Raw genomic sequence first — 23,020 nt, forward strand, 5'->3', positions numbered from 1 at the left:
AACCTCGGGCGGCCGGACGGGCGCTCCAAGGAGAGGGGCGGGACATGGCCGCGGGATATCTGGACATCCTCCGGGCGCGGCATGCCGCCAGGCTGCTCACGGGCACCCTGGTGGGCCGGCTGCCGAACGGCACCGCCCCCATCGCGATCGTCCTGTTCACCCGCGCGGAGGGCGGCAGCTACGCCCTCGCGGGCGCGCTCGCGGCGGTGTACGGGCTGGGCACGGCGGTCGGTCAGCCGCTGCTGGGCCGCGCCGTGGACCTCTACGGCCAGCCGCGCGTCCAGCTGCCCGCCGCCGTCGTCTCCGCACTCGGCATGGTCCTGCTCGCCGTGGCGGGCTTCGGATCGCTGCCGCTCGCCTATGGGGCAGTGGCCGTCGCCGGAGTGTTCACGCCGCCCCTGGAGGGCGGCCTGCGGGCCCTGTGGCCGAGCGTCCTCGGCAGCGAGGACCGGGTGCACCGGGCCTATGCCATGGACGCGGTCGCGCAGGAGGTCATGTTCACGGTCGGGCCGCTCCTGGTGACCGTGCTGGTCTCCCTCTGGTCGCCGGCCGCCGCCCTGCTCGTCATCAACGCGATCGGCGTCCTCGGGGCGCTCTCCGTCGTCCTGTCCGAGCCGTCCAGGGCCTGGCGTTCCGCGCCGCGCGAGGCGCACTGGCTGGGGGCGCTGCGCTCGCCCGGGCTGCTGGCGCTGCTCGGCTCCTTCTTCTTCGTCGGTCTGGCGCTGGGCTCCATCACGGTGGCGGGCGTGGCGTACGCCGACGACCAGGGCCAGGAGTCGGTCTACGGCTGGCTGATGGCGGCCCTGGGGCTCGGCGCGCTGATCGGCGGCACGGTCTACGGGGCGCGGCAGTGGTCGGGGCCGCCCGAGCGCAGGCTCCGGGTGATCGTCGCCCTGCTGGCGCTCGGCTACCTCCCCCTGGTGCTGACCCCGGGTGTGGTGGCGATGACCGTGCTGGCCGCCGTCGCCGGGGTGTTCCTGGCCCCGGCCATCGCCTGCTCGTTCATCGTCGTCGACCGGCACGCCCCGCGGGGCACGGTGACGGAGGCGTTCTCCTGGCTCGTGACGACGTTCGGGGTGGGCGCGGCGGCGGGCACGGCCGTGGCGGGTCCGGCCGTGGAGTGGGGCGGGACGGCGTGGAGCTTCGCCGTGGCGGGGGCCGGTGGAGTGGCCGCGCTGGCCGTTCTGCTGGCCACCGGAAAGGTCCTCGCAGCTCCCGGGCGTAGTGCCGTAGCGGTGCGAGGATCGGAAAATGATCGAAACGGTGCCGTCGAACCCGGTTTCAGCTCGGGCCATCAGGCGTAATGTTCAGTCATGGACCGCCGCATTTTCGGGCTGGAGAACGAGTACGGCGTCACGTGCACGTTCAGGGGACAGCGCCGACTGTCTCCTGATGAAGTGGCGCGCTACCTCTTCCGCCGTGTTGTGTCATGGGGCCGCAGCAGCAATGTCTTTCTGCGGAACGGCGCCCGCCTCTACCTCGACGTGGGATCGCATCCGGAATATGCAACCCCCGAATGCGACAACCTGACCGAACTGGTCACTCACGACAAGGCCGGCGAGCGCATTCTCGAAGGCCTGCTCGTCGACGCCGAGCGCCGCCTGCACGAGGAGGGAATCGCGGGCGACGTCTATCTCTTCAAGAACAACACCGACTCGGCGGGAAACTCCTACGGATGCCATGAGAACTACCTCGTGGCCCGGCACGGAGAATTCTCCCGGCTCGCGGACATCCTCATTCCCTTCCTCGTCACGAGGCAGCTGATCTGCGGCGCCGGCAAGGTGCTGCAGACCCCGCGGGGCGCCGTCTACTGCGTCAGCCAGCGTGCCGAGCACATCTGGGAGGGCGTCAGCTCCGCGACGACGCGCTCCCGTCCCATCATCAACACCCGGGACGAACCGCACGCGGACGCGGAGCGGTACCGCCGCCTCCACGTCATCGTCGGCGACTCCAACATGTCCGAGACGACCATGCTCCTCAAGGTCGGCGCGACCGACCTGGTGCTCCGCATGATCGAGGCGGGCACGGTGATGCGGGACCTGACCCTGGAGAACCCGATCCGGGCGATCCGCGAGGTCAGCCACGACATCACGGGACAGCGCAAGGTCCGCCTCGCCAGCGGCCGCGAGGCGTCCGCCATCGAGGTGCAGCGCGAGTACTACGAGAAGGCCGTGGACTTCGTGGACCGCCGCGGCATCCGTACGGGCAACGTCGAGAAGGTCCTCGAACTGTGGGGCCGCACACTCGACGCGATCGAGGCCGAGGACCTCGACCGGATCGGCACCGAGATCGACTGGGTCATGAAGTACAAGCTCATCGAGCGGTACCGGGCCAAGCACAACATGACCATGTCGAATCCGCGGGTCGCCCAGATAGACCTCGCCTACCACGACATCCACCGCCGCCGCGGCCTGTACTACCTGCTGGAGCGCAAGGGACAGGCCGCCCGCATCTGCAACGACCTGAAGATCTTCGAGGGCAAGTCGGTGCCCCCGCAGACGACCCGGGCGCGGCTGCGGGGCGACTTCATCCGGCGGGCCCAGGAGCAGCGGCGGGACTTCACCGTCGACTGGGTCCATCTCAAGCTCAACGACCAGGCGCAGCGCACGGTGTTGTGCAAGGACCCGTTCCGATCCGTCGACGACCGAGTGGAGAAGCTCATCGCGGGTATGTGAGCCGGCGCAGGACGCGCCTCGGCCCTCGCGCGACTCGGGCCCCGTACGTTCCTCGTACGGGGCCCTGCGCACGCCCTAGAGTGTCCGGGACCCCCTACACATGTGTCGTCTGAGATCTGAGGAACCAGTGCGCCGAATTGCCGGCCTTCTCGTCGTCCCCCTGCTGCTGCTGTCAGCGGCCTGCGGCAACGACGACAAGGGCTCCGACTCCGCTTCCGCCTCCGCGTCCGCCCCCACCAAGGACGGCTTCCCCGCCATCACCGCGGGCGCGAAGTTCGGCGAGAAGCCCACCCTGGCCAAGGGCACGGGAACGCCGCCCAAGGAGCTGAAGACCAACGTTGTCAGTGAGGGTGACGGCGCGAAGCTCAAGAACGGCGACGCGATCCAGGTCAACTACCTGGGACAGGCCTGGGACTCCGACAAGCCGTTCGACAACAGCTTCGACCGCAAGCAGGCGTTCGACCTCACCCTCGGGGCCGGCATGGTCATCCAGGGCTGGGACAAGGGCCTGGTCGGTCAGAAGGTCGGCAGCAGGGTCGAGCTCGTGATCCCGCCGGACCTCGGTTACGGCGCGCAGGGCCAGGGCGACATCAAGCCCAACGCCACCCTCGTCTTCGTCGTCGACGTCCTGAAGGCGAAGCAGATCCCGGCGACGGCCAAGGGCACCGAGGTCGCCCAGGACAACGTCGACCTGCCGAAGGTGGGCACCAACACCGACGGCAAGGCCCCGAGCGTCAAGATCCCCACCAAGTCCACCCCGCCCAAGAAGCTGGTCTCCAACTACGTCCTGGAGTCCAAGGGCGAGGTCGTCAAGGAGACCGACAGCGTCGTCGTGAACTACGTGGGCCTGCTGTGGAAGGACGGCAAGACGTTCGACAGCACCTACGCGACCGGCAAGACGCAGACCTTCCCGCTGGCCCAGGTCACGCTCAAGGGCCTGAAGACCGGTCTGATCGGCAAGAAGATCGGCAGCCGGGTGCTGCTCGTCATCCCGCCGGACCAGGCCTTCGGCGACAAGGCGCAGCAGACCATCCCCAAGAACTCGACGCTCGTCTTCGCCGTGGACATCCTGGCAAAGATGTAAGACTGTCCCGGTTGCCCAGTTCATCATTTAGAGGAGCAAGTCAGTGAGCATCGAGAAGCCCGAGATCGACTTCCCGGGTGGCGAGCCGCCGGCCGACCTGGAGATCAAGGAGATCTGGGAAGGCGACGGTCCCGTCGCCCAGGCCGGTCAGACCGTCTCCGTCCACTACGTCGGCGTGGCCTTCTCCACCGGCGAGGAGTTCGACGCCTCCTGGAACCGCGGTACGCCGCTCCAGTTCCAGCTCGGTGCCGGCCAGGTCATCAAGGGCTGGGACCAGGGCGTGCAGGGCATGAAGGTCGGCGGCCGTCGCCAGCTGACCATCCCCTCGCACCTCGCGTACGGCGAGCGCGGCGCCGGCGGCGGCGCGATCGCCCCGGGCGAGACGCTGATCTTCGTCTGCGACCTGGTCGCCGTCTGATCCGGCGCCTCCGCGCTTCCAGGGGCCCGCGCCGCAAGGCGCGGGCCCCAGTGCCGCGGCAGGCAACGTGCGCTCCGCCGCAGACGTTGCCTGCCGCGGCACTGGCTTTTGTCCGGACACCCCGGGGCGGTACGGTCGAGGGTCGTAGAGCAAAACAGAAAGGGCGTCGATGGCGATTGCCAAGGCCGAGCGGCTGATGAACCTGGCGCTGTGTCTGCTGGGGACCCGGCGCCCGCTCAGCAAGCGCGAACTGCGCGGTTCCATCGAGGCCTACCTCGAAGCGGGGTCCGACGACGCCTTCAACCGGATGTTCGAGCGCGACAAGGACGATCTGCGCGAGCTCGGCCTGGTCATCGAGACCGTGGAGAACCTGGACGGGGACACCGGCTACCTCGCCCGCCGCGACAGCAACCGGCTGCCCCCGATCACGCTGGACGCCGAGGAGGCCGCCGCCCTCGGACTGGCCGCCAAGGTCTGGCAGCAGGCCCGGCTGGCCGGCGCGGCCAGCGGCGCCCTCCAGAAACTGCGGGCCGCCGGCATGCCGGAGGCCGAGGACGCCTACGAGGTGCACAGCGCGCTCGAACCCCGTATCCCCGTCCACGAGGCCGCGTTCGAACCCCTGATGCTGGCCTGCCGCGACCGCCGTCCGGTGACCTTCGACTACCGCAAGGCGAACGCCGCGCGCCCCGAGCAGCGCCAGGTCGAGCCGTGGACGCTGGAGTGCTGGCGCGGCCACTGGTACCTGGCCGGCTGGGACCGGGAGCGAGCCGCTGAGCGGGTGTTCCGGCTCTCCCGGATCGCCGGCAAGGTCCGCTCCCGGGCCGGTGCCTTCACCGCCGAGGTGCCCGACGTGGTCACCGTCCGCGAGACCGTCGAGAGCTGGGCGGGCGAGACGGCGACGCGTACCGCGCTGATCAGGCTGCGGGCCGGCTCCGGCTACCCGCTCCGGGCCCGGGCGATATCGGTCCGGGAACTCGGGGACGGGTGGGAGGAGTTGGAGATCCCGTACGGACACGGTCTGGACGCCTGGCTCGTGGAGTTCGGCCCGGACGTCGTCGTGACCGAACCTGCGGATCTGCGGGCCGACGTGGTGGACCGGCTGCGCGCCGTGGCCAAGGACTGAGGGGACCGTATTCATGGCCACGAACGCCATCGACCAGACCCGCCGGATGCTCTCCCTGGTGACGTATCTGCGTGAGCGCCCCGGCGCCCATGTCCAGGACGTCGCACGGGCCTTCGGGATCACCGAGGACGAACTGATCTCGGACCTCGACGTCCTGCCCATGTGCGGGACGAGCTTCCGCGGCGGCGACCTGCTGGACATCGACACCGACGGCGACCGCATCTGGTGGCACAACCCGGACGACGTCGCCGAACCGCTGCGGCTCGCGGCCGACGAGGCGACGGCCCTGCTGGTCGCCGCACGCGCCGTCGCGACGCTCCCCGGACTGCGCGAGAGCGACCGCCAGGCCCTGCTGCGGGCCACCGCCAAGCTGGAGGCCGCCGCCGGTGAGGTGGGGGCCGCCAGCTCCCGGCTCTCCGTCACCTTCGAGTCCGAGGGCGGCGTCTTCGCCGACGTGGACCGGGCGATCTCCGAGCGCCGCCGCCTCTGGCTGCGCTACTACTCGCCCGCGCGCGACGAGCTGACCGAGCGCGAGGTGGACCCGATCCGGCTGTTCGCCGTCGGACACACCTACATGGAGGCCTGGTGCCGGTCCTCCGAGGACCGGCGTACGTTCCGCCTCGACCGGGTCGCCGAGATCCGGCTGCTCGACGAGCCGGCCGCGCCGCCGGAGCTCGAACTCCGGGACCTGTCGGAAGGGCTGGTCCAGCCCGCCGCCGAGGACCCGGAGGTCGTGGTCGAGGTCGGTCCCGGGGGGCGCTGGGTGGCCGAGTACTACCCGCACGACAGCGCCGACGAACTGCCCGACGGCGGTCTGCGGATCACGCTGCGGACCCCCGACCCGGCGTCGCTGCGCAGGCTCGCGCTCCGGCTCGGCAGGGAAGGACGCATCGTCTCGCCGCCGGAGCTGGCCCAGAGCGCACAGCGTGCGGCCCGTGCGGCGCTCGCCGCGTACGACGGCCCGGTCTGAGAGGAAGCCTGAGGAGCCATGCCCCCTTTGTCCGTGGTGTCGGGTGTTTCCGCCGTGCCGACCGTGGTCGTTCCGGAGTCCGTACGGTTCCGGGCCGCCTGCCCGGAGTGCCGGGCGCGGTTCGAACTGGCGGCGGCCGAGTTCCGGCTCGCGATCGGCGCCAGCAGCAGGACCACGTTCTACTCCTTCACCTGCCCCGCGTGCGACGCGGCGGTCCGCAGGCCCGCGGGGGAGCGGATAGTGGAACTTCTCACCGGTGGCGGGGTGCGGACGCTGCGCCTCCACACCGGTGCCCGACCTGTCACCCCCGGTCACTCCGGACCGGCCGGACACTAGAAACATCGAGGCTCTGCGCATGTTCTGGCCCATGCTCGCCATCGCCCTGGGGTTCCTCGGGATCGCCGTACTCGGGGTGCTCGCCGTCAAGGTCTTCATCGAGGCCCAGCGCCTCGGACACCAGGTGACAAGCACCACCGAGCGCATCAACCGGGCCGCCGAGGACCTGGAGCGCGCGGCCACGAACCTCGCGGCCACGGGCGAAACCCTGCGCTAGCCGGCGCCCGGGGCCGGATCGATCCGGGAGGGCGCGGCCTCCTTTTTCTCAGTTGCGGGAGGTACGCTGCTGGTGACGGCCCTGTGAGCGAGGCGTTGGGCCGTAATCGCAAGGATGCATGGGTATTGCCCTGCGTTTACTCCTGCGGGATACGATCGCTGACAGTTCGACGATCGGACGTCCGTCCGACGTTCGGTCCGCCCCACCCCTGCTGCCTCGGTGAGAAGGTACACGCATATGTTCGGAAGGCTCGGCGCTCCCGAGATCATCCTGATCCTCGTCGTCATTGTTCTGCTGTTCGGCGCGAAGAAGCTTCCTGACATGGCTCGCTCGCTCGGCAAGTCGGCCCGCATCCTCAAGAGCGAGGCCAAGGCCATGAAGTCCGAGGGCGGCCCGTCGGCCACCCCGGCCGAGCCCGCCGCCAAGGACGCCGCTCAGGACCAGACCGCCCCGCGCACCATCCAGGCCGCCCCCGGTGACGTCACCAGCTCCCGTCCGGTCGCTGAGCCGACCGACTCGACGATCAAGCACTGACACACACACCAACCGGGCCGAAAAGCAGGCGCCCTGACCGGTAACGGCCTGCTGCACGAGATGAGGACGTGGGTTGCTCAAGTCTGCCCGCACACAGGAGACGGATCCAGAGGGCCGCATGCCCCTGGTGGAGCACCTGCGTGAGCTGCGGAACCGGCTGACGAAGGCCCTGCTGGCGATCGTGGTCGTCACCATCGTCGCCGCGTTCTTCTACAAGGGGATCATCGAGTTCTTCACCGACCCCGTGCTGAAGGCGGTCGGCTGCGAGTACAGCTTCGCGGAGCTGGCCAAGCAGAAGGACGGCACCTGCGCGCGCATCGTCCTGAACGGACTGCTCACCCCGTTCACCCTCGCGCTCAAGGTGTCGCTGATGGCGGGAGTCGTCTTCTCCTCGCCGATCTGGCTCTACCAGCTCTGGGCCTTCGTGGCGCCGGGACTGCACAGGCACGAGAAGAAGTACTCGCTCGCGTTCGTCGGAGCGGGCTTCCCCCTGTTCCTCGCGGGTGGCTTCTTCGCCTACAAGACCCTGCCGACGATGGCCGAGGTCCTGCTGGAGTTCTCGCCGGCGGACCTGGACAACCAGCTGCCGCTGGACGACCTGCTGGACCTCATCACACGCATGGTGGTGGTCTTCGGGCTCTCCTTCGAACTGCCGCTGCTCCTGGTGATGCTGAACTTCGGCGGTGTCATCACCGGCAAGCGCATGCTCGGCTGGTGGCGCGGCATGATCATGGGCATCACGCTCTTCGCGGCCCTGGCGACCCCGAGCACCGACCCGCTGACGATGCTGGCGCTCGCCGGTCCGATCTGGGTCCTCTACTTCGTCGCCACCGCGATCTCCCTCCTCAACGACCGCCGCAAGGCGCAGCGTGAGGCGGAGGGCCCCGGCGACGACGAGGCCTCGGAACTGGACCTCACTCCCGAGGACATCGGGGAGAGCGAGTCGGTCTCCGCGAGCCGGTCGCTGCCCGCGCAGGCGTCCTCGGACCGTGACCGGGTGAACGGTTACGACGACATCACCTGACCTTGTAAGGTCCCCCGGGTGACCAGCGAGATCACCCTTTTCGTCAATCCCACCGCAGGACGCGGCCGGGGCGCGCACGCCGCGCAGCCGGCCGCTTCCGCGTTGCGGGACGCCGGATTCTCCGTCCGTACGGTCCTCGGTGAGGACGCCGGTGACGCGCTGCGGCGGGCGCGCGAGGCCGTGGCCGGCGGGACGGGCGCGCTCATAGCCGTCGGCGGGGACGGCATGATGTCCCTCGCCCTCCAGGCGGTCGCCGGAACGCTCACCCCGCTCGGCGTCGTCGCGGTCGGCACCGGGAACGACTTCGCCCGCGCCCTCGGCATGCCGGTACGGGACCCGGCGGCGGCGGGGCGGCTGGCCGCCCGCGCGCTCAAGGGCGGCGCCGTCCGCGAGATCGACCTCGGCCGGGTGGGCGACCGGTGGTTCGGGTCCGTGCTCGCCACCGGATTCGACTCCCGGGTCAACGACCGCGGCAACCGGATGCGCTGGGGCGGCCGGTTCAAGTACGACCTGGCGATTCTCGCCGAACTCGCCGCGTTCAGGCCCGTCGCGTACCGGATGAGTCTGGACGGCGGGCCGGTCCGGGAGATCGAGGCGACGCTCATCGCCGTCGGGAACGGATCCACGTACGGCGGTGGCATGCGGATCTGTGCGGACGCCGTCATGGACGACGGCCTGTTCGACGTGACGGTCGTCGGCGACTGCAGCCGCACCACGCTCCTCAAGGTGTTCCCCCGGGTCTACAAGGGGACGCACCTCAGCCATCCCGTCGTCACCACGCACCGGGTCTCCTCCATCGCGCTCGAAGCGGTCGGTGTCACCGCGTACGCGGACGGTGAACCGCTCGGGGCGCTGCCGCTGACCGCCACCTGTGCGCCGGGCGCGGTCCGGGTGCTCGGGGCGGGCCCGCCCGCGGTCACCTCCACTGGTTCGCCGGCCGGTGCTCCGACGGGTTCTCCCACGGGGAATTAAAGATCGCGTCACTGTCAGAGGCGGCGGGTAGGCTCGTGGACAAGATGACAGAGGACCTCTCACCAGCTGAGCGCTATCAGGCTTCCCGGATCCGAGCCGCCGAGCAGGCGACCGCACTCGGGCCGTTCCGCGAGATGTACGAGTTCGATCTGGACCCCTATCAGATCGAGGCCTGCACCGCGCTGGAGGCCGGCAAGGGCGTGCTCGTCGCGGCCCCGACCGGTTCGGGCAAGACGATCGTCGGCGAGTTCGCCGTGCACCTGGCCCTGGAGCAGGGCCGCAAGTGCTTCTACACGACGCCGATCAAGGCCCTGTCCAACCAGAAGTTCGCCGACCTGGTCAAGCGCTACGGCGCCGACAAGGTCGGCCTGCTGACGGGGGACAACAGCGTCAACTCCGACGCACCGGTGGTCGTCATGACCACCGAGGTGCTGAGGAACATGCTGTACGCGGGCTCCCAGGCGCTGAACGGCCTCGGATACGTGGTGATGGACGAGGTGCACTACCTCTCCGACCGCTTCCGGGGCGCGGTGTGGGAGGAAGTGATCATCCACCTGCCGGAGTCCGTCACCCTGGTGTCCCTGTCGGCGACCGTGTCCAACGCCGAGGAGTTCGGCGACTGGCTGGACACCGTGCGCGGCGACACCGAGGTGATCGTCTCCGAGCACCGGCCGGTGCCGCTCTGGCAGCACGTGCTGGCCGGCCGCCGGATGTACGACCTCTTCGAGGAGGAGAGCGACCACGGCGGCCGCGGTGCCGGACGCCGTGAGGTCAATCCCGACCTCGTCCGGCTCGCCCGGATGGAGAACCAGCGCGGGTACAACCCGCGCGAGCGCCGCCGCGGAAAGATGGTGCGCGAGGCCGACCGGGAGCGCGAGCGGCGCCAGCGCAGCCGGATCTGGACCCCTTCGCGGGCCGAGGTCATCGACCGGCTGGACTCCGAGGGACTGCTGCCCGCCATCACCTTCATCTTCAGCCGGGCCGGCTGCGAGGCCGCGGTGCAGCAGTGCCTGCACGCCGGACTGCGGCTCAACGACGAGGACAAGCGCCGGCTGGTCCGGGAGATCGTCGAGGAGCGGACCGCGTCCATCCCCGGCGAGGACCTCCACGTCCTCGGCTACTACGAATGGCTCGAAGGCCTGGAGCGGGGCATCGCCGCGCACCACGCCGGAATGCTGCCGACGTTCAAGGAGGTCGTCGAGGAGCTCTTCGTCCGCGGCCTCGTGAAGGCGGTCTTCGCGACGGAGACCCTCGCGCTCGGCATCAACATGCCCGCGCGCTCGGTGGTCCTGGAGAAGCTCGTCAAGTGGAACGGCGAGCAGCACGCCGACATCACCCCCGGCGAGTACACCCAGCTCACCGGCCGGGCCGGCCGGCGCGGCATCGACGTCGAGGGCCACGCGGTGGTCCTCTGGCAGCGCGGCATGGACCCGGGCGCGCTGGCCGGACTCGCGGGCACGCGTACGTATCCGCTGCGCTCCAGCTTCCGGCCCTCGTACAACATGGCCGTCAACCTGGTGCAGCAGTTCGGGCGGCACCGGTCGCGCGAGCTGCTGGAGACCTCCTTCGCGCAGTTCCAGGCGGACCGCTCGGTGGTCGGGATCTCCCGCCAGGTCCAGAAGAACGAGGAGGGCCTTGAGGGCTACCGGGAGGGCATGACCTGCCACCTCGGTGACTTCGAGGAGTACGCGCGGCTGCGCCGCGACCTCAAGGACCGGGAGACGGAGCTCGCCAAGCAGGGCGCCTCGCAGCGGCGGGCCGCGGCGGCGGCGTCCCTGGAGAAGCTCAAGCCCGGCGACGTCATCCATGTGCCGACCGGCAAGTTCGCCGGGCTCGCGCTCGTCCTCGACCCCGGGCTTCCGGCCGGCCGGACCAACGGGCACGGTCACCGGGGCATGGAGTACCACGACGGGCCGCGGCCTCTGGTGCTCACCGCGGAGCGACAGGTGAAGCGGCTGGCCTCGATCGACTTCCCGGTGCCCGTCGAGGCGCTGGAGCGGATGCGCGTCCCGAAGTCGTTCAACGCGCGCTCGCCGCAGTCGCGCCGTGATCTGGCCTCCGCGCTGCGGACCAAGGCCGGGCACATCGTGCCGGACCGGCACCGCCGGGAGCGGGCCGTCGCCGCCGACGACCGCGAGATCGCGCGCTACCGGGCCGAGTTGCGCGCGCACCCGTGCCACGGGTGCGACGAGCGCGAGGACCACGCGCGGTGGGCCGAGCGGTATCACCGGCTGCAGCGGGACACCCGTCAGCTGGAGCGGCGGATCGAGGGGCGGACGAACACGATCGCCCGCACCTTCGACCGGATCGTCGCCCTGCTCACCGAGCTCGACTATCTGCGGGGCAGCGAGGTCACCGAGCACGGGAAGCGGCTGGCCCGGCTCTACGGCGAGCTGGACCTGCTGGCGAGCGAGTGCCTGCGGGCGGGGGTCTGGGAAGGCCTCGCACCGGCGGAACTCGCGGCGTGCGTCTCGGCGTTGGTGTACGAGGCGCGGCAGTCCGACGACGCGGTGGCGCCGAAGCTGCCGTCCGGGCCGGCGAAGACCGCGATGGGCGAGATGGTCCGGATCTGGGGGCGGCTCGATGCCCTGGAGGAGGACTTCAAGATCAACCAGGCCGAAGGGGTCGGGCAGCGCGAGCCCGATCTCGGGTTCGCCTGGGCGGTGTACATGTGGGCGTCCGGGCGGACGCTGGACGAGGTGCTGCGCGAGGCGGAGATGCCGGCGGGGGACTTCGTCCGTTGGTGCAAGCAGGTGATCGACGTGCTGGGGCAGGTGGCTGCGGCGGCTCCTCGGGAGGGGAGTTCTGTGGGGCGGAATGCGCGTAAGGCGGTTGATGAGGTGTTGCGCGGGGTTGTGGCGTACAGCTCCGTGGGATGAGCGTCCGGGGGCGTTGTTGTCGGGTGCGGGCGGGGGCGCGCGCAAGTGGGTGCGCCTGCGGCGGGGCTTGTCCCCTACCCGCCCCTTCCCGTGACCGGGGCTCTGCCCCGGACCCCGCTCCTCAATCGCCGGAGGGGCTGACAGGGGCGCCGGAGGGGCTGAAGTGTGTGCCGGATCTGTACGCGCGCCAGCCGCCGTGCTCCGTGATGTCCTTCGATCCCGCCACCGCGTACGGCTCGCAGAGGAAGCCGGGTGCCGTGGTGCCGTCCGACAGGTCGACTCTGCCCAGCGTCATGGGGTGGGGGAGGGCTGCCGTGAGGGTGCCGAGGCCCTCGGGCGGCAGTTCCCAGATCTCTGTCTCGATGGCGGCGCCTCCCTCGTCCGTGCGGACCAGGCCCGGTTTCGGTGGTGTGGTCGCCAGCGCGTGCAGGCGGTAGACGGGGGCCGTGGTCGTCGTGCGGAGCAGACGGGCGCCCAGTGACAGGAGCTGGGGGTTGAGCGGCTCGCCGGTCAGGTGGGCGCCGACCACCGCGAGGCGGACGGGCGGGGTCAGCAGGGCGGCGATCCGGGGCAGGCGTTCGTCCGTGTGCGCCCGGCCGATCAGCATCACGCCGAACGGCAGGCCCGCCACCTCGCCCGCGGGCGCTGCCACCGCGCACAGGTCGAACAGGTTGGTGGAGTTGGTGAACCGGCCCAGGCGGGCGTTCGCGCCCAGCGGGTCGGCCTCCACGTCCGCGAGCGCGGGGTGGCCGGGGGCGGTGGGGAGCAGCAGCGCGTCCGCGTCGCCCAGCGCGTCCTCGGCCGCGCTCCGGAGCTCCGCCAGCCGGTCCCGGTCCGCGAACAGCCGGTGGGCCGGGATGTCCCGGGCCGCCGTGATGATGCCCGCCACCGTGGGGTCCAGGCCGGACGGGCCGCTGTCGACGAACGCGCCCACCGCCGTGTAGCGCTCCGCCACGAACGCCCCCGCGTACAGCATCGCCGCCGCCTCGCTGAAGGGGGACAGATCGAGGGGAACCAGGACGGCGCCTGCTGCGCGGAGGCGGTCGGCCGTGGCCTCGTAGGCCTCCGCCCAGCCCGGGTCCAGTTCGCCCAGCTGGTCCGTCGGCGGTACCGCGATCCGCCACGGCCCCGGGGTCCGGGCGGGGACGGGGCGGGCGGTGGGGGTGGTCATCAGGGCGAGTGCCGACTCCGCCTCGGGGAGCGTACGGGCGAAGACGGTGACGCAGTCCAGGCTCGCGCAGGCCGGGACCACGCCCTCCGTCGGGACGAGGCCGCGGGTCGGCTTCAGGCCCACGATGCCGTTGAAAGCGGCCGGGACCCGGCCGGAGCCCGCCGTGTCCGTACCGAGGGCGAGATCCGCGATGCCGAGCGCCACGGCCACCGCCGAACCCGAGCTGGAACCGCCGCTGATCCGGTCGGGGGCGTGGGCGTTGCGGACCGCGCCGTACGGGGACCGGGTGCCGACGAGGCCGGTGGCGAACTGGTCCAGGTTGGTCGTGCCGATCACCAGGGCGCCCGCGGCCCGCAGGCGGGCCACGGCGGGGGCGTCCGCCGCCGGTTCGTACGCGTAGGACGGGCAGCCCGCCGTGGTGGGCAGGCCGGCCACGTCGATGTTGCCCTTGACGGCCAGCAGCCGGCCCGCCAGGGGGAGGAACTCACCTGCCGCGAGGCGGGTTCCGAGCGCGTGGGCCTCCTCCTCCAGGTCGGACTGCGGGCGCAGGCCGATCCAGATCTCCGGGCGGTCCACCGCCTCGATGCGGGCGTACGCGGCGCAGATCCGGGCGAGGACGGGTGCGAGCGAGGTGCTGGGCATCAGGGGGCTCCTGGGTTCGTGCGGGCGAGGGGGGCCAGGGTGACCAGGGCCGTGCCGGCCTCCACCTGGGCGCCCGGGCGGGTGAGGATCCTTTCCACCACGCCGTCAGCCGGGGCGTGGACCCGGGACTCCATCTTCATCGCCTCCAGCGCCAGCAGCGGCTGACCCGCCGTCACCGTGTCGCCCTCGGCCACGTTGAGCTGCCAGACCGAGGCCGCGAACTCGGCCTCCACCAGCCGTCCGCCCGGCGGCACCGTCACCTCGGCGGCCGGGGGCGCCGGGGCGTCGGCGGCCTCCGCCCGGGCGAACTCGCCCGCCGCCTCCCAGGCGTCCCGCTCGGCGGCGAAGGCCGTGCCCTGGCGGCTGCGGAACGCGGCGATCGAGTCCGCGTTCCCGGCCAGGAACTCCTCGTACCGGGCCAGTGAGAACTCGCCCTCCTCGATCTTCGGGACGAACCGGCCGGAGATGATGTCGGCGCGCAGCTCCAGGAGTTCGTCGGCCTCCACCGGATACCACTTGATGCGGTCGAAGAAGCGGAGCAGCCACGGGGAGCCCGGTTCGAAGGCGCCGCGCTGCTGCCAGCCGGACCAGACCTGGGTGGTGCGGCCGACGAACTGGTAGCCGCCCGGCCCCTCCATGCCGTAGACGCACAGGTAGGCGCCGCCGATGCCGACGGAGTTCTCCGCGGTCCAGGTACGGGCCGGGTTGTACTTGGTGGTGACCAGCCGGTGGCGCGGGTCCAGCGGAGTGGCCACCGGGGCACCGAGGTACACGTCGCCGAGGCCCATCACCAGGTACTCGGCGTCGAAGACCGTGCGGTACACGTCGTCGACCGAGTCCAGGCCGTTGACCCGGCGGATGAACTCGATGTTCCACGGGCACCAGGGCGCGTCGTCCCGGACCCCCGCCATGTAGCGGGCGATGGCCTCGCGGGTCGCCGGATCGTCCCAGGACAGCGGCAGGTGCACGGTGCGGGACGGGACGGTCAGGGCGTCGGTGGGCGGGAGCGCCGCCTCGGTGCGGTGGAGCAGGTCCAGGAGCGCGGTCTGCGGGAGCACCGCGGGGTCCGTCTGGATCTGGAGCGAACGGATGCCCGGCGTCAGGCCGGTGATGCCCGGGACGGCCGCGGCCGTCAGGGCTTCCATCAGGGCGTGGACCCGCATCCGCAGCGCCAGGTCCAGCTGCATCGGCCCGTACTCGACCAGCACGTTGTCGTCGCCGCTGCGGCGGTAGGTGACGGCGTCGTCGCGGTACAGGACGCCGCCGTCGGTGATCTCGGGGCGGGACTCTCCCGTCACCGTCACGGGCAGGAAGCGGACGGTGTCGCCGGGGCGCAGCTGGCCCAGCTTCCAGCGTTCGGCGGTCACCACCGTCGCCGGGCAGACGAAGCCGCCCAGCGACGGGCCGTCGGGACCGAGCAGCACGGGCATGTCGCCGGTGTAGTCGACCGCGCCCACGGAGTACGGCGTGTCGTGGATGTTCGACGGGTGCAGCCCGGCCTCGCCACCGTCCGCCCGGGCCCAGCGCGGCTTCGGGCCGATCAGGCGGACCCCGGTGCGGGCCGAGTTGAAGTGGACCTTCCAGTCGGCCGCGTAGAAGTCGTGGATGTCCTCCTCGGTGAAGAACTCCGGCGCCGCGTGCGGGCCCTCGGCGGCGGCGATCTGCCAGGTGCCCGTGAGGCTCGGCCGTCCGGCCACGGGGACCGGGAGGGCCTCCGGTGCGGTGGCGCCCCCGTGCAGCACGTCGCCGGTGCGCAGGGCCCGGCCGCCGTGCCCGCCGAAACCGCCGAGCGTGAACGTGGCCGCGCTGCCCAGGAACTCCGGGACGTCCAGACCGCCGCCGGCGAACAGGACGTACGTACGCAGTCCGTGCCCGTCCGGTGCGCCGACCGCGAGTGCGGCACCCGCCGGGACGGTCAGCGGCTCCCACTGGGGGACCGGTGCGCCGTCGAGGGTCACCGGGGCCGGGGCGCCGGTGACGCACACGGTCGTGGCGTGCGTGAAACGGAGGGTGGGGCCCTGGAGGGTGCATTCGAGTCCGGGGGCGCCGGGGGTGTTGCCGAGGGCGGTGTTGCCGAGCCGGAACGACAGGTCGTCCATCGGGCCCGACGGGGGGACGCCGACCTGCCAGTAGCCGGTGCGTCCCGGCCAGTCCTGGACGGTGGTGAGGGTGCCGCCGGAGACCACCTCGACACGGGGCGTCGGGTCGTCGATGGTGGCGAGCGTGGCCGTGGAGTGTGTCGCGGTACGGACCCGGTCGTCGGCCAGTGCGGCCCGGACCAGGCCGAGGTTGGTCTCGATGCCGTCGACGCGGGTCGCGGCGAGCGCCGCGTCCAGCCGGGCCAGGGCCTCCGCGCGGTCGGTGCCGTGGGCGACGACCTTGGCCAGCATCGGGTCGTACGCCGTCGTCACCTCCGTGCCCGTCTCGATCCAGCTGTCCACCCGCAGGCCCTCGCCCCGGGGGAAGTCGACCCGGGTCAGCAGACCGGCGCCGGGGCGGTGGTCGCGGCTCGGGTCCTCGGCGTAGACCCGCGCCTCGACGGCGTGGCCGCGGGGTGCGTCGGGCTGCCGCACGACGGCGGTCTCGCCCTGGGCCAGGCGCAGCATCCACTCGACGAGGTCGACGCCGTGGATCTCCTCGGTGACCGGGTGCTCCACCTGGAGCCGGGTGTTGACCTCCAGGAAGTACGCCTCGGCGCGCGCCGCGTCGTAGACGAACTCCACCGTCCCGGCCGAGCGGTAGCCGACCGAGGCGCACAGCTCCCGCGCGGAGTCGGTCAGCCGGCTCCGGATGCGGGCGGGGAGGCCGGGCGCGGGCGCCTCCTCCAGGACCTTCTGGTTGCGGCGCTGCAGCGAGCAGTCGCGGTCGCCGAACGTCACCACCCGGCCGTTCCCGTCCCCGAACACCTGCACCTCGACATGGCGGGCGTTCTCCACCAGGCGTTCCAGGAAGACGCCGGCCGAGGAGAACGACGCGGCGGCGACCCGCTGCACCCGCTCCCAGGCGCCGGCGAGCTCCTGGGCCGACCGGCAGGCCGACATGCCGATCCCGCCGCCCCCGCCGGTGGCCTTCAGCATCACCGGGTAACCGATGCGCTCCGCGGCCGCCAGCGCGGCCGGCAGATCCGGCAGCAGCCCGGTGCCGGGGGCGAGCGGGACGCCCGCCGCCTCGGCCGCGGCACGTGCCGTGTGCTTGGCGCCGAACAGCTCCAGCTGGGCGGCGGTCGGGCCGACGAAGACGATCCCGGCCTCCTCGCAGCGCCGCGCGAACTCCGCGTCCTCGGAGAGGAATCCGTACCCCGGGTGGATGGCCCCGGCCCCGGTGTCCTTCGCCGCCCTCAGCACCAGATCGGCGTCGAGATAGGACTCCTTGGCGGGCGCCGGGCCCAGCCGGACGGCCTCGTCGGCGAGCCGGACGTGCGGGGCCGAGCGGTCCGGGTCGGAGAAGACGGCGACCGTGCGCAGACCGAGGCGGCGGGCCGTACGGATGATGCGGACGGCGATCTCGCCCCGGTTGGCGATCAGCAGCGTGCCGAAGGCCGCAGGTGTGTCGAGGGCCGTCGGAGGATCGAACGTCATCGGCTTGTCCCGGTGAGAGTGGCTTCTACCGCCGTCGGCTCGAAACCGTTGCAGGGGTTGTTGATCTGGGGGCAGTTGGAGATCAGCACGAGCACGTCCGTCTCGGCCCGCAGCGTGAGGGAGAGGCCGGGCGCCGAGAGTCCGTCGACGATGCCGAGCGTGCCGTCCGGTTCCACCGGCACGTTCATGTACCAATTGACGTTGGACACCAGATCGCGCTTGCCGAGCCCGTGCCGGGCGCCCTCCGCCAGGAAGTTGTCCACGCAGGCGTGCTGCGACCAGGTGTGGTGGCCGTAGCGCAGGGTGTTGGACTCCTTCGAGCACGCGCCGCCGACCGTGTCGTGCCGGCCGCAGCCGTCCGCCGTGACCGTCATCAGGGGGCTGTACTCGTTCGACATCAGCACGCTGCCGGTGGTGAGGAAGATGCCCCCGCCGGCCTGGATCGTGTCGGGCGCGCTGTAGCGGACGGCCGTGTCGTGGGCGTCGTACACCAGGAAGTCCACCGCCTGGTTGCCGTGCAGATCGGTGAGCGTGAGGTGCTCACCCGCGCGGACCTTCGCGGACCAGGCCGCGCGGGCGGGGATGGTGGTGGTCGTCATGCGAGCCCCCGGGCGGTGAGGAAGTCGAGTGTGTTGAGGAAGGCGCGGCGGCTCTCCGGTGCCGCGTCCCAGAGGGCGTCGCCCGGGGCCGTCGGCCGGGCGCGCCAGGCCAGGACCTCCAGCGGGGTGCTGGTGTAGGCGGGGCGCGGGTCCAGCGGATGCGGGACGTTCGCGATCAGCACGGTCAGGTCCTGCTCGGCGCGCAGGGTCACCGAGCCGCCCGCCCCGGCCGAGCCGGTGAACTCCGTGGTGCCGTCCCCGCCGATCCGTACGCCCTGGAAGAAGGAGAGCGAGGGTGGCAGATCGCGCGGCTCCAGGCCGTTCTTCAGGGCGGCCAGCTTCAGCAGTTCGCGGCCGGCGGGGGAGGCCGACTGCGGGGTGCCGTCGCCGTAGCGGCGGGTGTTCCGGCCCAGGGTGGAGGTGCCGCACAGGGCGTCGTGCCGGCCCGAGGAGTCCGCGGTCACCGAGGCGAGCACCCGCCCCTGGTCGGACAGGAGCAGCCGGCCGGCACCCAGGTAGGCGTTCCACTGCACCTTCACCGTGTCCGCGGTGTTGAGCCGCTCCCACGGCCGGCCGTCCGCGTACAGCAGCAGATGGGCGCAGGCGTCCCCCGCGAGGTCGGTGAGCCGCAGCTCGGTGCCGCGGGCCAGGACGCGGTGCGTGTAGTTGCCGCCCCCGACCGTCTCGGCCCAGACCGGGGTGCCCGGGGTGGCGTCCGGCCAGTCGCTCGCGGGCACCACCGGCATGGCACCGGTACGGGTGCCGTCCTGGGCACGGGCGTGGTCCCGGGCCCCGTGTGTCGTCGCTGTCGCCATGGCTGAACCTCCGGCTCGACGTGTTGCCGATGCTTGTTTCTGTCGCGCGACAGAAATTAGGGGGCCGGGGAGTCGTGGCCATTGCCCGTTCGTTGCGCGGGAGTTACCGAGTGCTCACCAAGATCGTGGCGCCCGGGGATGTGGGACGATCGGCCCATGTCCAGTACCTCGGGAACCGGCGGCGGCCGCCGGGTCGGCCGGCCGCGCGCCACCCAGCGACCGGACACCGGACTGTCCGCACGGGAGGAACTCCTGTCCGCCGCGGCCGAGTTGTTCACCACTCGTGGATACGCGGCCACCACCACCCGGGCCGTCGCCGAACGGGCGGGTATGCGCCAGGCCACGATGTACCACTACGTGGCGGGCAAGGAGGATCTGCTCGCGGCGCTGCTGGAGTCAACCGTCACCCCGTCGCTCGCGCTCGCCGGGAAGCTGCTCGCGGACGCGTCGCGGCCGGCCGAGGACCGGCTGTGGGAGCTGTGCCGCGCGGATGTGGCGCTGCTGTGCGGCGGCCCGTACAACCTGGGCGCGCTGTACGTCCTGCCGGAGGTGCGGGCCGAGCGGTTCGCGGACTTCCACCGGGTGCGGGCGGCGCTGCGGGCCGCGTACGGGGAACTGCTGGCCGCCACCGGGGCGGGCGCGGCGCTCGGCGCGGACGAGGCGCGGCTCCGCGCCGATCTGGTCTTCGGGCTCATCGAGGGCGTGATCCTCGTGCATCTGTCGGAGCCCGGGCGGGCGACGGAGACGTTCGCGGCGGCCACGGCGGACGCGGCGCTTCGGATCGTGGGCGTGGGGGCGGATTCCGCCGGGTGATCGTGGTGCGGCCGGGACCGCTGTCCGCGGACCCGGCCGGTGACGATGGTCCCTTCCGTGGTGGGGGTGACACGCCCTAAGTGCGGTTGCCGCTCCTCATCGAGGCGCCCGCGCAGACCAGCCCCAGCAGGACGGTCAGACCGCCGATGATGACGTTGTTGAGCACGACGCCCATGTCCGGGCTGCTGCCCACCACCCAGGGCGAGATGATCATCCAGGCGCCCATCGCGCAGATGGCCCAGCTCAGGCCGTACATGCGCTGCGGCATCACGGTGAATCCCAGCCCCAGCACGGCGATCGCGATACCCATGATCAGGTTGTGCGTCACGAGGGACGACTGGGACGTCGTGAAGTGCAGCACCCAGGGCGATACGGCGCAGTACAGACCGACCAGGAACACCGGCCCGTCGACGAGCGCCACGTCGCGGCCGCCCATCATCCGGTCGTACCGGTCGCGCATTTCGGAGACGTCGGGGTGTCCGGTCATGTCGTGACCGGTGTGCGAGACGTTTGACATGGTTCGTCTCCCTTGCTTTCGCAGGCCTGGCCGCCGCTGTGTGCGGCAAGCGACCCGCTCTGCCATTGTGCTCTTATATGCCCCTTATGTGTAGGTTCAAGGCAGCTGAATCTCCGCAGGATGCGCATCGGTGCTCCGGTCGTCCAGCCGCCGGGCCAGCGCGATCAGGTCCGGGGTGCGCAGCACCCGGTCGCCGTACCCCGGCAGCGGGACGTGCAGCGGCCCGGTCCAGTGCGACGGGATCGCCCCGAGCCCGTACACCGCACCCGTCAGCGCCCCCGTCACCGCGGCCACGGTGTCGGTGTCCCCGCCCACGTCGATCGCCGCGGCCAGCGCGTCCTCGTACGCACGCGTCGTGCGCAGCGCCCACAGCGCCGTACCGAGGCAGGGCCACACCGCGCCGTTGAACTCGGTCGCCAGGTCCGGATGCCAGTCGGGTGCGAGGACGGCGGCCCAGCGCTCCCGGTGGGCCGCGTGCACGGCGGCCAGTGCGTCGGGGACGGCGTCGAGCGGATCGGCCCCGTTCAGCGCCACCCGGATCAGTTCGTGCAGGACGGCGGTGCCCTCCCAGGCGGCGCGGTCGCCGTGCGTCAGGGCGGCGATCCGGCGGGCCGCTTCCATGGTCGCGGCCCGGGCCTCCGCCTCCGGCCGCTCCGGCCCGGCGAAGTACACGGCCGAGGTGGCGGCGCGCATCAGCGAACCGTTGCCCGCCGCCCGGCCGTTGATCCGGAAGTGCAGCGCCGCGGCGAGGTCCCACGGATCACCACTGGTCAGGACGGCCTCCGTCTGGAGGCCGATGTCCTTGGGATCGCCGGCCGCCCACCGCCGGAACCGGCCGAACAGGTCGGGCAGGTCGAGACCGCCGCACTCCAGCAGCGAATCCGCGACGAGCACGGCCATCTGCGTGTCGTCCGTCGCCTCGCCCGGGTCCCAGCCACCGCCGCCGCACATCGTGCCGGAGCCGTCCGGGAAGCGGGCGGTGTGGACGCCGGCCGGACCGAACTCGAACGGCGCGCCCAGCGCGTCGCCGACGGCCGATCCGACCACCGCGCCGGCCGCCCGGTCCTGTCTTCTCGGGGAGTCCATCCGGTCAGCGTACGGAGGCCGGCCGTTTCACGCAGGCGCGATACACGGCCCCGAGCAGCACCGTGGCGCCCAGGAAGAGCACCGTGAACCACTGGAAGTACCAGTGCCCGCCCGCCGGGTCGTACACCGCCGCCCTCGGCCAGGCCAGGTTGACGGTCATCACCGCTCCGTACCCGAAGGCCAGCGCGTTGACGGGGAGTCCCCAACGGCCGAGCGAGAAGAGCGGTTCGCCCGTCTCGTCGTGCGGCGGGCCGGAGGCGGGCGAGAGCGGCAGGCGGCGCAGCCGGCGCAGCAGCATCGGGCCCGTGACCATGGCGTACGCGAGGTAGAGCATCGCGATGCACGTGGTGCCGATGGCCAGGAACGCCTCAGGGGACGCCAGGTTGAGCAGGCCGAGTGCCGCGGCCGCCGCGCCGACGAACAGGGCGGGTGCGGCGGGCATTCCGGTGCGCGGGGAGACCTTGGCGAGGCGGGCGGAGAAGGGCAGTACACCGTCGCGCGCCATCGAGAACAGCATCCGCGAGCCGGCCGTCTGGATGGCGAGGGTCGCCACCGCCACGGCGACCGCCACGTCGGCCAGCAGGAAGCGGCCGACCCCGTCCCCGAGGCTGCTGGTCAGCACGTACGAGAGGCCCTCCGTGGCCAGCCGGCCGTCCGTCAGGTCCGGTGCGGCCAGGATGCCGGCGAGCACCAGCAGTCCGCCGAGCACACCCGCCGAGGTCAGTGCGAGCAGGATCGTGCGCGGGGCGGTGCGGCGCGGGGAGCGGGTCTCCTCGCTCATCTCGCCCGCGCTGTCGAAGCCGATCAGGACGTAGGCCGCGGTGAAGGAACCGACCAGCAGGGCGCCGAGCGCGCCGCCCTGGCCGCCGGTGTGCAGCGTGACGCCGGGGGTGCGTTCGGTGTGGGTGAACAGGAGGACCAGGATGAGGACCGCGCCGATGATCTCGGCCGTCACTCCGACGCGGTTGACGACCGACATGACCCTGTTGTCGAGCAGGTTCACCGTCGTGGTGAGGGCGAGGAGGACGACGGCCAGCAGCGCGGCGTTGGCCGCGCCCGTCGCCGTGGTGGGTGCCGGATCGCCGCCCACCAGCTGGAATCCGGACCAGATCGCGGGCAGCACCACCTGGAGCGCGAGCGCGGCGGCCGCGACCACGACGATCTGTCCGATCACCATGATCCATCCGGCGAACCAGCCGAAGGCGGGGGTGCTCAGCCGGGTCGACCACTGGTAGATCGCCCCGGACAGCGGGTAACGGGCGGCGAGTTCGGCGAAGCACGCGGCGACCAGCAGCTGGCCCACGAGCACGGCCGGCCAGGTCCAGAAGAAGGCCGCGCCGCCGAAGGAGAAGCCGAACGCGAAGAACTGGAAGACGGTGGTGAGGACGGAGATGAAGGAGAAACCGGCCGCGAACGAGGCGTAGCGCCCCATGGAGCGGTGCAACTCCTGGCGATAGCCGAAACCGGCCAGGGAGGTGTGGTCGCCCTGGCCGGTTCCGGCGGGATCCGGACGTACGTCCGTTGGTGCGGTGGCGGTCATGTCAGCCCCTGTCGCCGATTTCCTGTC

At 71.8% G+C, this 23,020-nt stretch carries 20 protein-coding genes; 13 read left to right on the forward strand and 7 right to left on the reverse strand.

The genetic code is table 11. The features are described from left to right. The first annotated feature begins 44 nt into the window (after nucleotides 1-44). The 12 genes from OG521_31860 to OG521_31915 all read left to right on the forward strand — a co-directional run bounded on the left by OG521_31860 (nucleotide 45) and on the right by OG521_31915 (nucleotide 12,232). On the forward strand, nucleotides 45-1,304 hold the full coding sequence (locus OG521_31860; GenBank protein WUW25108.1) for an MFS transporter: 1,260 nt from the start codon (nucleotides 45-47) through the stop codon (nucleotides 1,302-1,304). Nucleotides 1,305-1,313: 9 nt separating this feature from the next. Further along, nucleotides 1,314-2,675, forward strand: a complete 1,362-nt coding sequence (gene pafA / locus OG521_31865) for a Pup--protein ligase (GenBank protein WUW25109.1) — start codon at nucleotides 1,314-1,316, stop codon at nucleotides 2,673-2,675. A gap of 127 nt (nucleotides 2,676-2,802) precedes the next feature. Then, nucleotides 2,803-3,759, forward strand: a complete 957-nt coding sequence (locus tag OG521_31870; GenBank protein ID WUW25110.1) for an FKBP-type peptidyl-prolyl cis-trans isomerase — start codon at nucleotides 2,803-2,805, stop codon at nucleotides 3,757-3,759. Nucleotides 3,760-3,802: 43 nt separating this feature from the next. Next, a complete protein-coding gene (locus tag OG521_31875; GenBank protein WUW25111.1) occupies nucleotides 3,803-4,177 on the forward strand; it encodes an FKBP-type peptidyl-prolyl cis-trans isomerase in 375 nt (124 codons plus the stop codon). 169 nt (nucleotides 4,178-4,346) lie between these two features. Beyond that, the gene (locus OG521_31880; GenBank protein WUW25112.1) at nucleotides 4,347-5,300 is read left to right on the forward strand and encodes a WYL domain-containing protein; all 954 of its coding nucleotides are present in this window, start codon (nucleotides 4,347-4,349) and stop codon (nucleotides 5,298-5,300) included. Nucleotides 5,301-5,313: 13 nt separating this feature from the next. Beyond that, the gene (locus OG521_31885) at nucleotides 5,314-6,270 is read left to right on the forward strand and encodes a WYL domain-containing protein (GenBank protein WUW25113.1); all 957 of its coding nucleotides are present in this window, start codon (nucleotides 5,314-5,316) and stop codon (nucleotides 6,268-6,270) included. A gap of 18 nt (nucleotides 6,271-6,288) precedes the next feature. Continuing rightward, nucleotides 6,289-6,606: a hypothetical protein gene (locus OG521_31890; protein ID WUW25114.1), complete on the forward strand. Its 318-nt coding sequence runs from the start codon at nucleotides 6,289-6,291 to the stop codon at nucleotides 6,604-6,606. A gap of 19 nt (nucleotides 6,607-6,625) precedes the next feature. Further along, entirely contained in the window at nucleotides 6,626-6,823 is a 198-nt protein-coding gene (locus OG521_31895) for a hypothetical protein (protein WUW25115.1), read from the forward strand. A 237-nt stretch (nucleotides 6,824-7,060) separates the two neighbouring features. Next, nucleotides 7,061-7,357: a Sec-independent protein translocase subunit TatA gene (gene tatA, locus OG521_31900; GenBank protein WUW25116.1), complete on the forward strand. Its 297-nt coding sequence runs from the start codon at nucleotides 7,061-7,063 to the stop codon at nucleotides 7,355-7,357. Nucleotides 7,358-7,430: 73 nt separating this feature from the next. Further along, nucleotides 7,431-8,381 (forward strand): twin-arginine translocase subunit TatC, encoded by a 951-nt coding sequence (tatC, locus tag OG521_31905; protein ID WUW25117.1) that lies wholly within the window; start codon nucleotides 7,431-7,433, stop codon nucleotides 8,379-8,381. An 18-nt stretch (nucleotides 8,382-8,399) separates the two neighbouring features. Further along, nucleotides 8,400-9,353, forward strand: coding sequence for a diacylglycerol kinase (locus OG521_31910; protein ID WUW25118.1), 954 nt, complete (start codon nucleotides 8,400-8,402; stop codon nucleotides 9,351-9,353). 44 nt (nucleotides 9,354-9,397) lie between these two features. Continuing rightward, nucleotides 9,398-12,232: a DEAD/DEAH box helicase gene (locus OG521_31915; protein ID WUW25119.1), complete on the forward strand. Its 2,835-nt coding sequence runs from the start codon at nucleotides 9,398-9,400 to the stop codon at nucleotides 12,230-12,232. A 121-nt stretch (nucleotides 12,233-12,353) separates the two neighbouring features. On the opposite strand, the gene atzF is transcribed toward OG521_31915, so the two are convergent. From atzF to OG521_31935, 4 genes are read right to left on the reverse strand one after another with little or no spacing between them, the layout of a single operon-like run. Beyond that, nucleotides 12,354-14,045 (reverse strand): allophanate hydrolase, encoded by a 1,692-nt coding sequence (atzF, locus tag OG521_31920; GenBank protein WUW25120.1) that lies wholly within the window; start codon nucleotides 14,043-14,045, stop codon nucleotides 12,354-12,356. Then, nucleotides 14,045-17,623 carry a 5-oxoprolinase/urea amidolyase family protein gene (locus tag OG521_31925; GenBank protein WUW25121.1) on the reverse strand — a complete coding sequence of 1,193 codons (3,579 nt, stop codon included), beginning with the start codon at nucleotides 17,621-17,623 and terminating at the stop codon, nucleotides 14,045-14,047. The genes atzF and OG521_31925 overlap by 1 nt, the downstream gene beginning before the upstream one ends. Next, nucleotides 17,620-18,222, reverse strand: a complete 603-nt coding sequence (locus OG521_31930; GenBank protein ID WUW25122.1) for a DUF1989 domain-containing protein — start codon at nucleotides 18,220-18,222, stop codon at nucleotides 17,620-17,622. The genes OG521_31925 and OG521_31930 overlap by 4 nt, the downstream gene beginning before the upstream one ends. Continuing rightward, the gene (locus OG521_31935; protein ID WUW25123.1) at nucleotides 18,219-19,037 is read right to left on the reverse strand and encodes an urea carboxylase-associated family protein; all 819 of its coding nucleotides are present in this window, start codon (nucleotides 19,035-19,037) and stop codon (nucleotides 18,219-18,221) included. The genes OG521_31930 and OG521_31935 overlap by 4 nt, the downstream gene beginning before the upstream one ends. Before the next feature lie 156 nt (nucleotides 19,038-19,193). Here OG521_31935 and OG521_31940 point away from each other — a divergent pair, with 156 nt between their 5' ends. Then, nucleotides 19,194-19,850: a TetR/AcrR family transcriptional regulator gene (locus OG521_31940; GenBank protein WUW25124.1), complete on the forward strand. Its 657-nt coding sequence runs from the start codon at nucleotides 19,194-19,196 to the stop codon at nucleotides 19,848-19,850. A 76-nt stretch (nucleotides 19,851-19,926) separates the two neighbouring features. Here OG521_31940 and OG521_31945 read toward each other — a convergent pair whose 3' ends face one another. From OG521_31945 to OG521_31955, 3 genes are all read right to left on the reverse strand, one after another. Continuing rightward, entirely contained in the window at nucleotides 19,927-20,367 is a 441-nt protein-coding gene (locus OG521_31945; GenBank protein ID WUW25125.1) for an SPW repeat protein, read from the reverse strand. Nucleotides 20,368-20,463: 96 nt separating this feature from the next. After that, nucleotides 20,464-21,453: an ADP-ribosylglycohydrolase family protein gene (locus OG521_31950; GenBank protein WUW25126.1), complete on the reverse strand. Its 990-nt coding sequence runs from the start codon at nucleotides 21,451-21,453 to the stop codon at nucleotides 20,464-20,466. A gap of 4 nt (nucleotides 21,454-21,457) precedes the next feature. Next, nucleotides 21,458-22,993 (reverse strand): amino acid permease, encoded by a 1,536-nt coding sequence (locus tag OG521_31955; protein ID WUW25127.1) that lies wholly within the window; start codon nucleotides 22,991-22,993, stop codon nucleotides 21,458-21,460. Nucleotides 22,994-23,020: the final 27 nt, after the last annotated feature.

The sequence above is a fragment of the Streptomyces sp. NBC_01463 genome, from assembly GCA_036227345.1.
Classification (GTDB): domain Bacteria; phylum Actinomycetota; class Actinomycetes; order Streptomycetales; family Streptomycetaceae; genus Streptomyces.

What these genes read in the sequence shown, in the direction of transcription:
- OG521_31860 (WUW25108.1), top strand. Translation starts at nt 45, where the DNA reads ATGGCCGCGGGATATCTGGACATCCTCCGGGCGCGGCATGCCGCCAGG.
- pafA (WUW25109.1), top strand. Translation starts at nt 1,314, where the DNA reads ATGGACCGCCGCATTTTCGGGCTGGAGAACGAGTACGGCGTCACGTGC.
- OG521_31880 (WUW25112.1), top strand. Translation starts at nt 4,347, where the DNA reads ATGGCGATTGCCAAGGCCGAGCGGCTGATGAACCTGGCGCTGTGTCTG.
- OG521_31885 (WUW25113.1), top strand. Translation starts at nt 5,314, where the DNA reads ATGGCCACGAACGCCATCGACCAGACCCGCCGGATGCTCTCCCTGGTG.
- OG521_31890 (WUW25114.1), top strand. Translation starts at nt 6,289, where the DNA reads ATGCCCCCTTTGTCCGTGGTGTCGGGTGTTTCCGCCGTGCCGACCGTG.
- OG521_31895 (WUW25115.1), top strand. Translation starts at nt 6,626, where the DNA reads ATGTTCTGGCCCATGCTCGCCATCGCCCTGGGGTTCCTCGGGATCGCC.
- tatA (WUW25116.1), top strand. Translation starts at nt 7,061, where the DNA reads ATGTTCGGAAGGCTCGGCGCTCCCGAGATCATCCTGATCCTCGTCGTC.
- OG521_31915 (WUW25119.1), top strand. Translation starts at nt 9,398, where the DNA reads ATGACAGAGGACCTCTCACCAGCTGAGCGCTATCAGGCTTCCCGGATC.
- atzF (WUW25120.1), bottom strand. Translation starts at nt 14,045, where the DNA reads ATGCCCAGCACCTCGCTCGCACCCGTCCTCGCCCGGATCTGCGCCGCG.
- OG521_31925 (WUW25121.1), bottom strand. Translation starts at nt 17,623, where the DNA reads ATGACGTTCGATCCTCCGACGGCCCTCGACACACCTGCGGCCTTCGGC.
- OG521_31930 (WUW25122.1), bottom strand. Translation starts at nt 18,222, where the DNA reads ATGACGACCACCACCATCCCCGCCCGCGCGGCCTGGTCCGCGAAGGTC.
- OG521_31935 (WUW25123.1), bottom strand. Translation starts at nt 19,037, where the DNA reads ATGGCGACAGCGACGACACACGGGGCCCGGGACCACGCCCGTGCCCAG.
- OG521_31940 (WUW25124.1), top strand. Translation starts at nt 19,194, where the DNA reads ATGTCCAGTACCTCGGGAACCGGCGGCGGCCGCCGGGTCGGCCGGCCG.
- OG521_31945 (WUW25125.1), bottom strand. Translation starts at nt 20,367, where the DNA reads ATGTCAAACGTCTCGCACACCGGTCACGACATGACCGGACACCCCGAC.
- OG521_31950 (WUW25126.1), bottom strand. Translation starts at nt 21,453, where the DNA reads ATGGACTCCCCGAGAAGACAGGACCGGGCGGCCGGCGCGGTGGTCGGA.
- OG521_31955 (WUW25127.1), bottom strand. Translation starts at nt 22,993, where the DNA reads ATGACCGCCACCGCACCAACGGACGTACGTCCGGATCCCGCCGGAACC.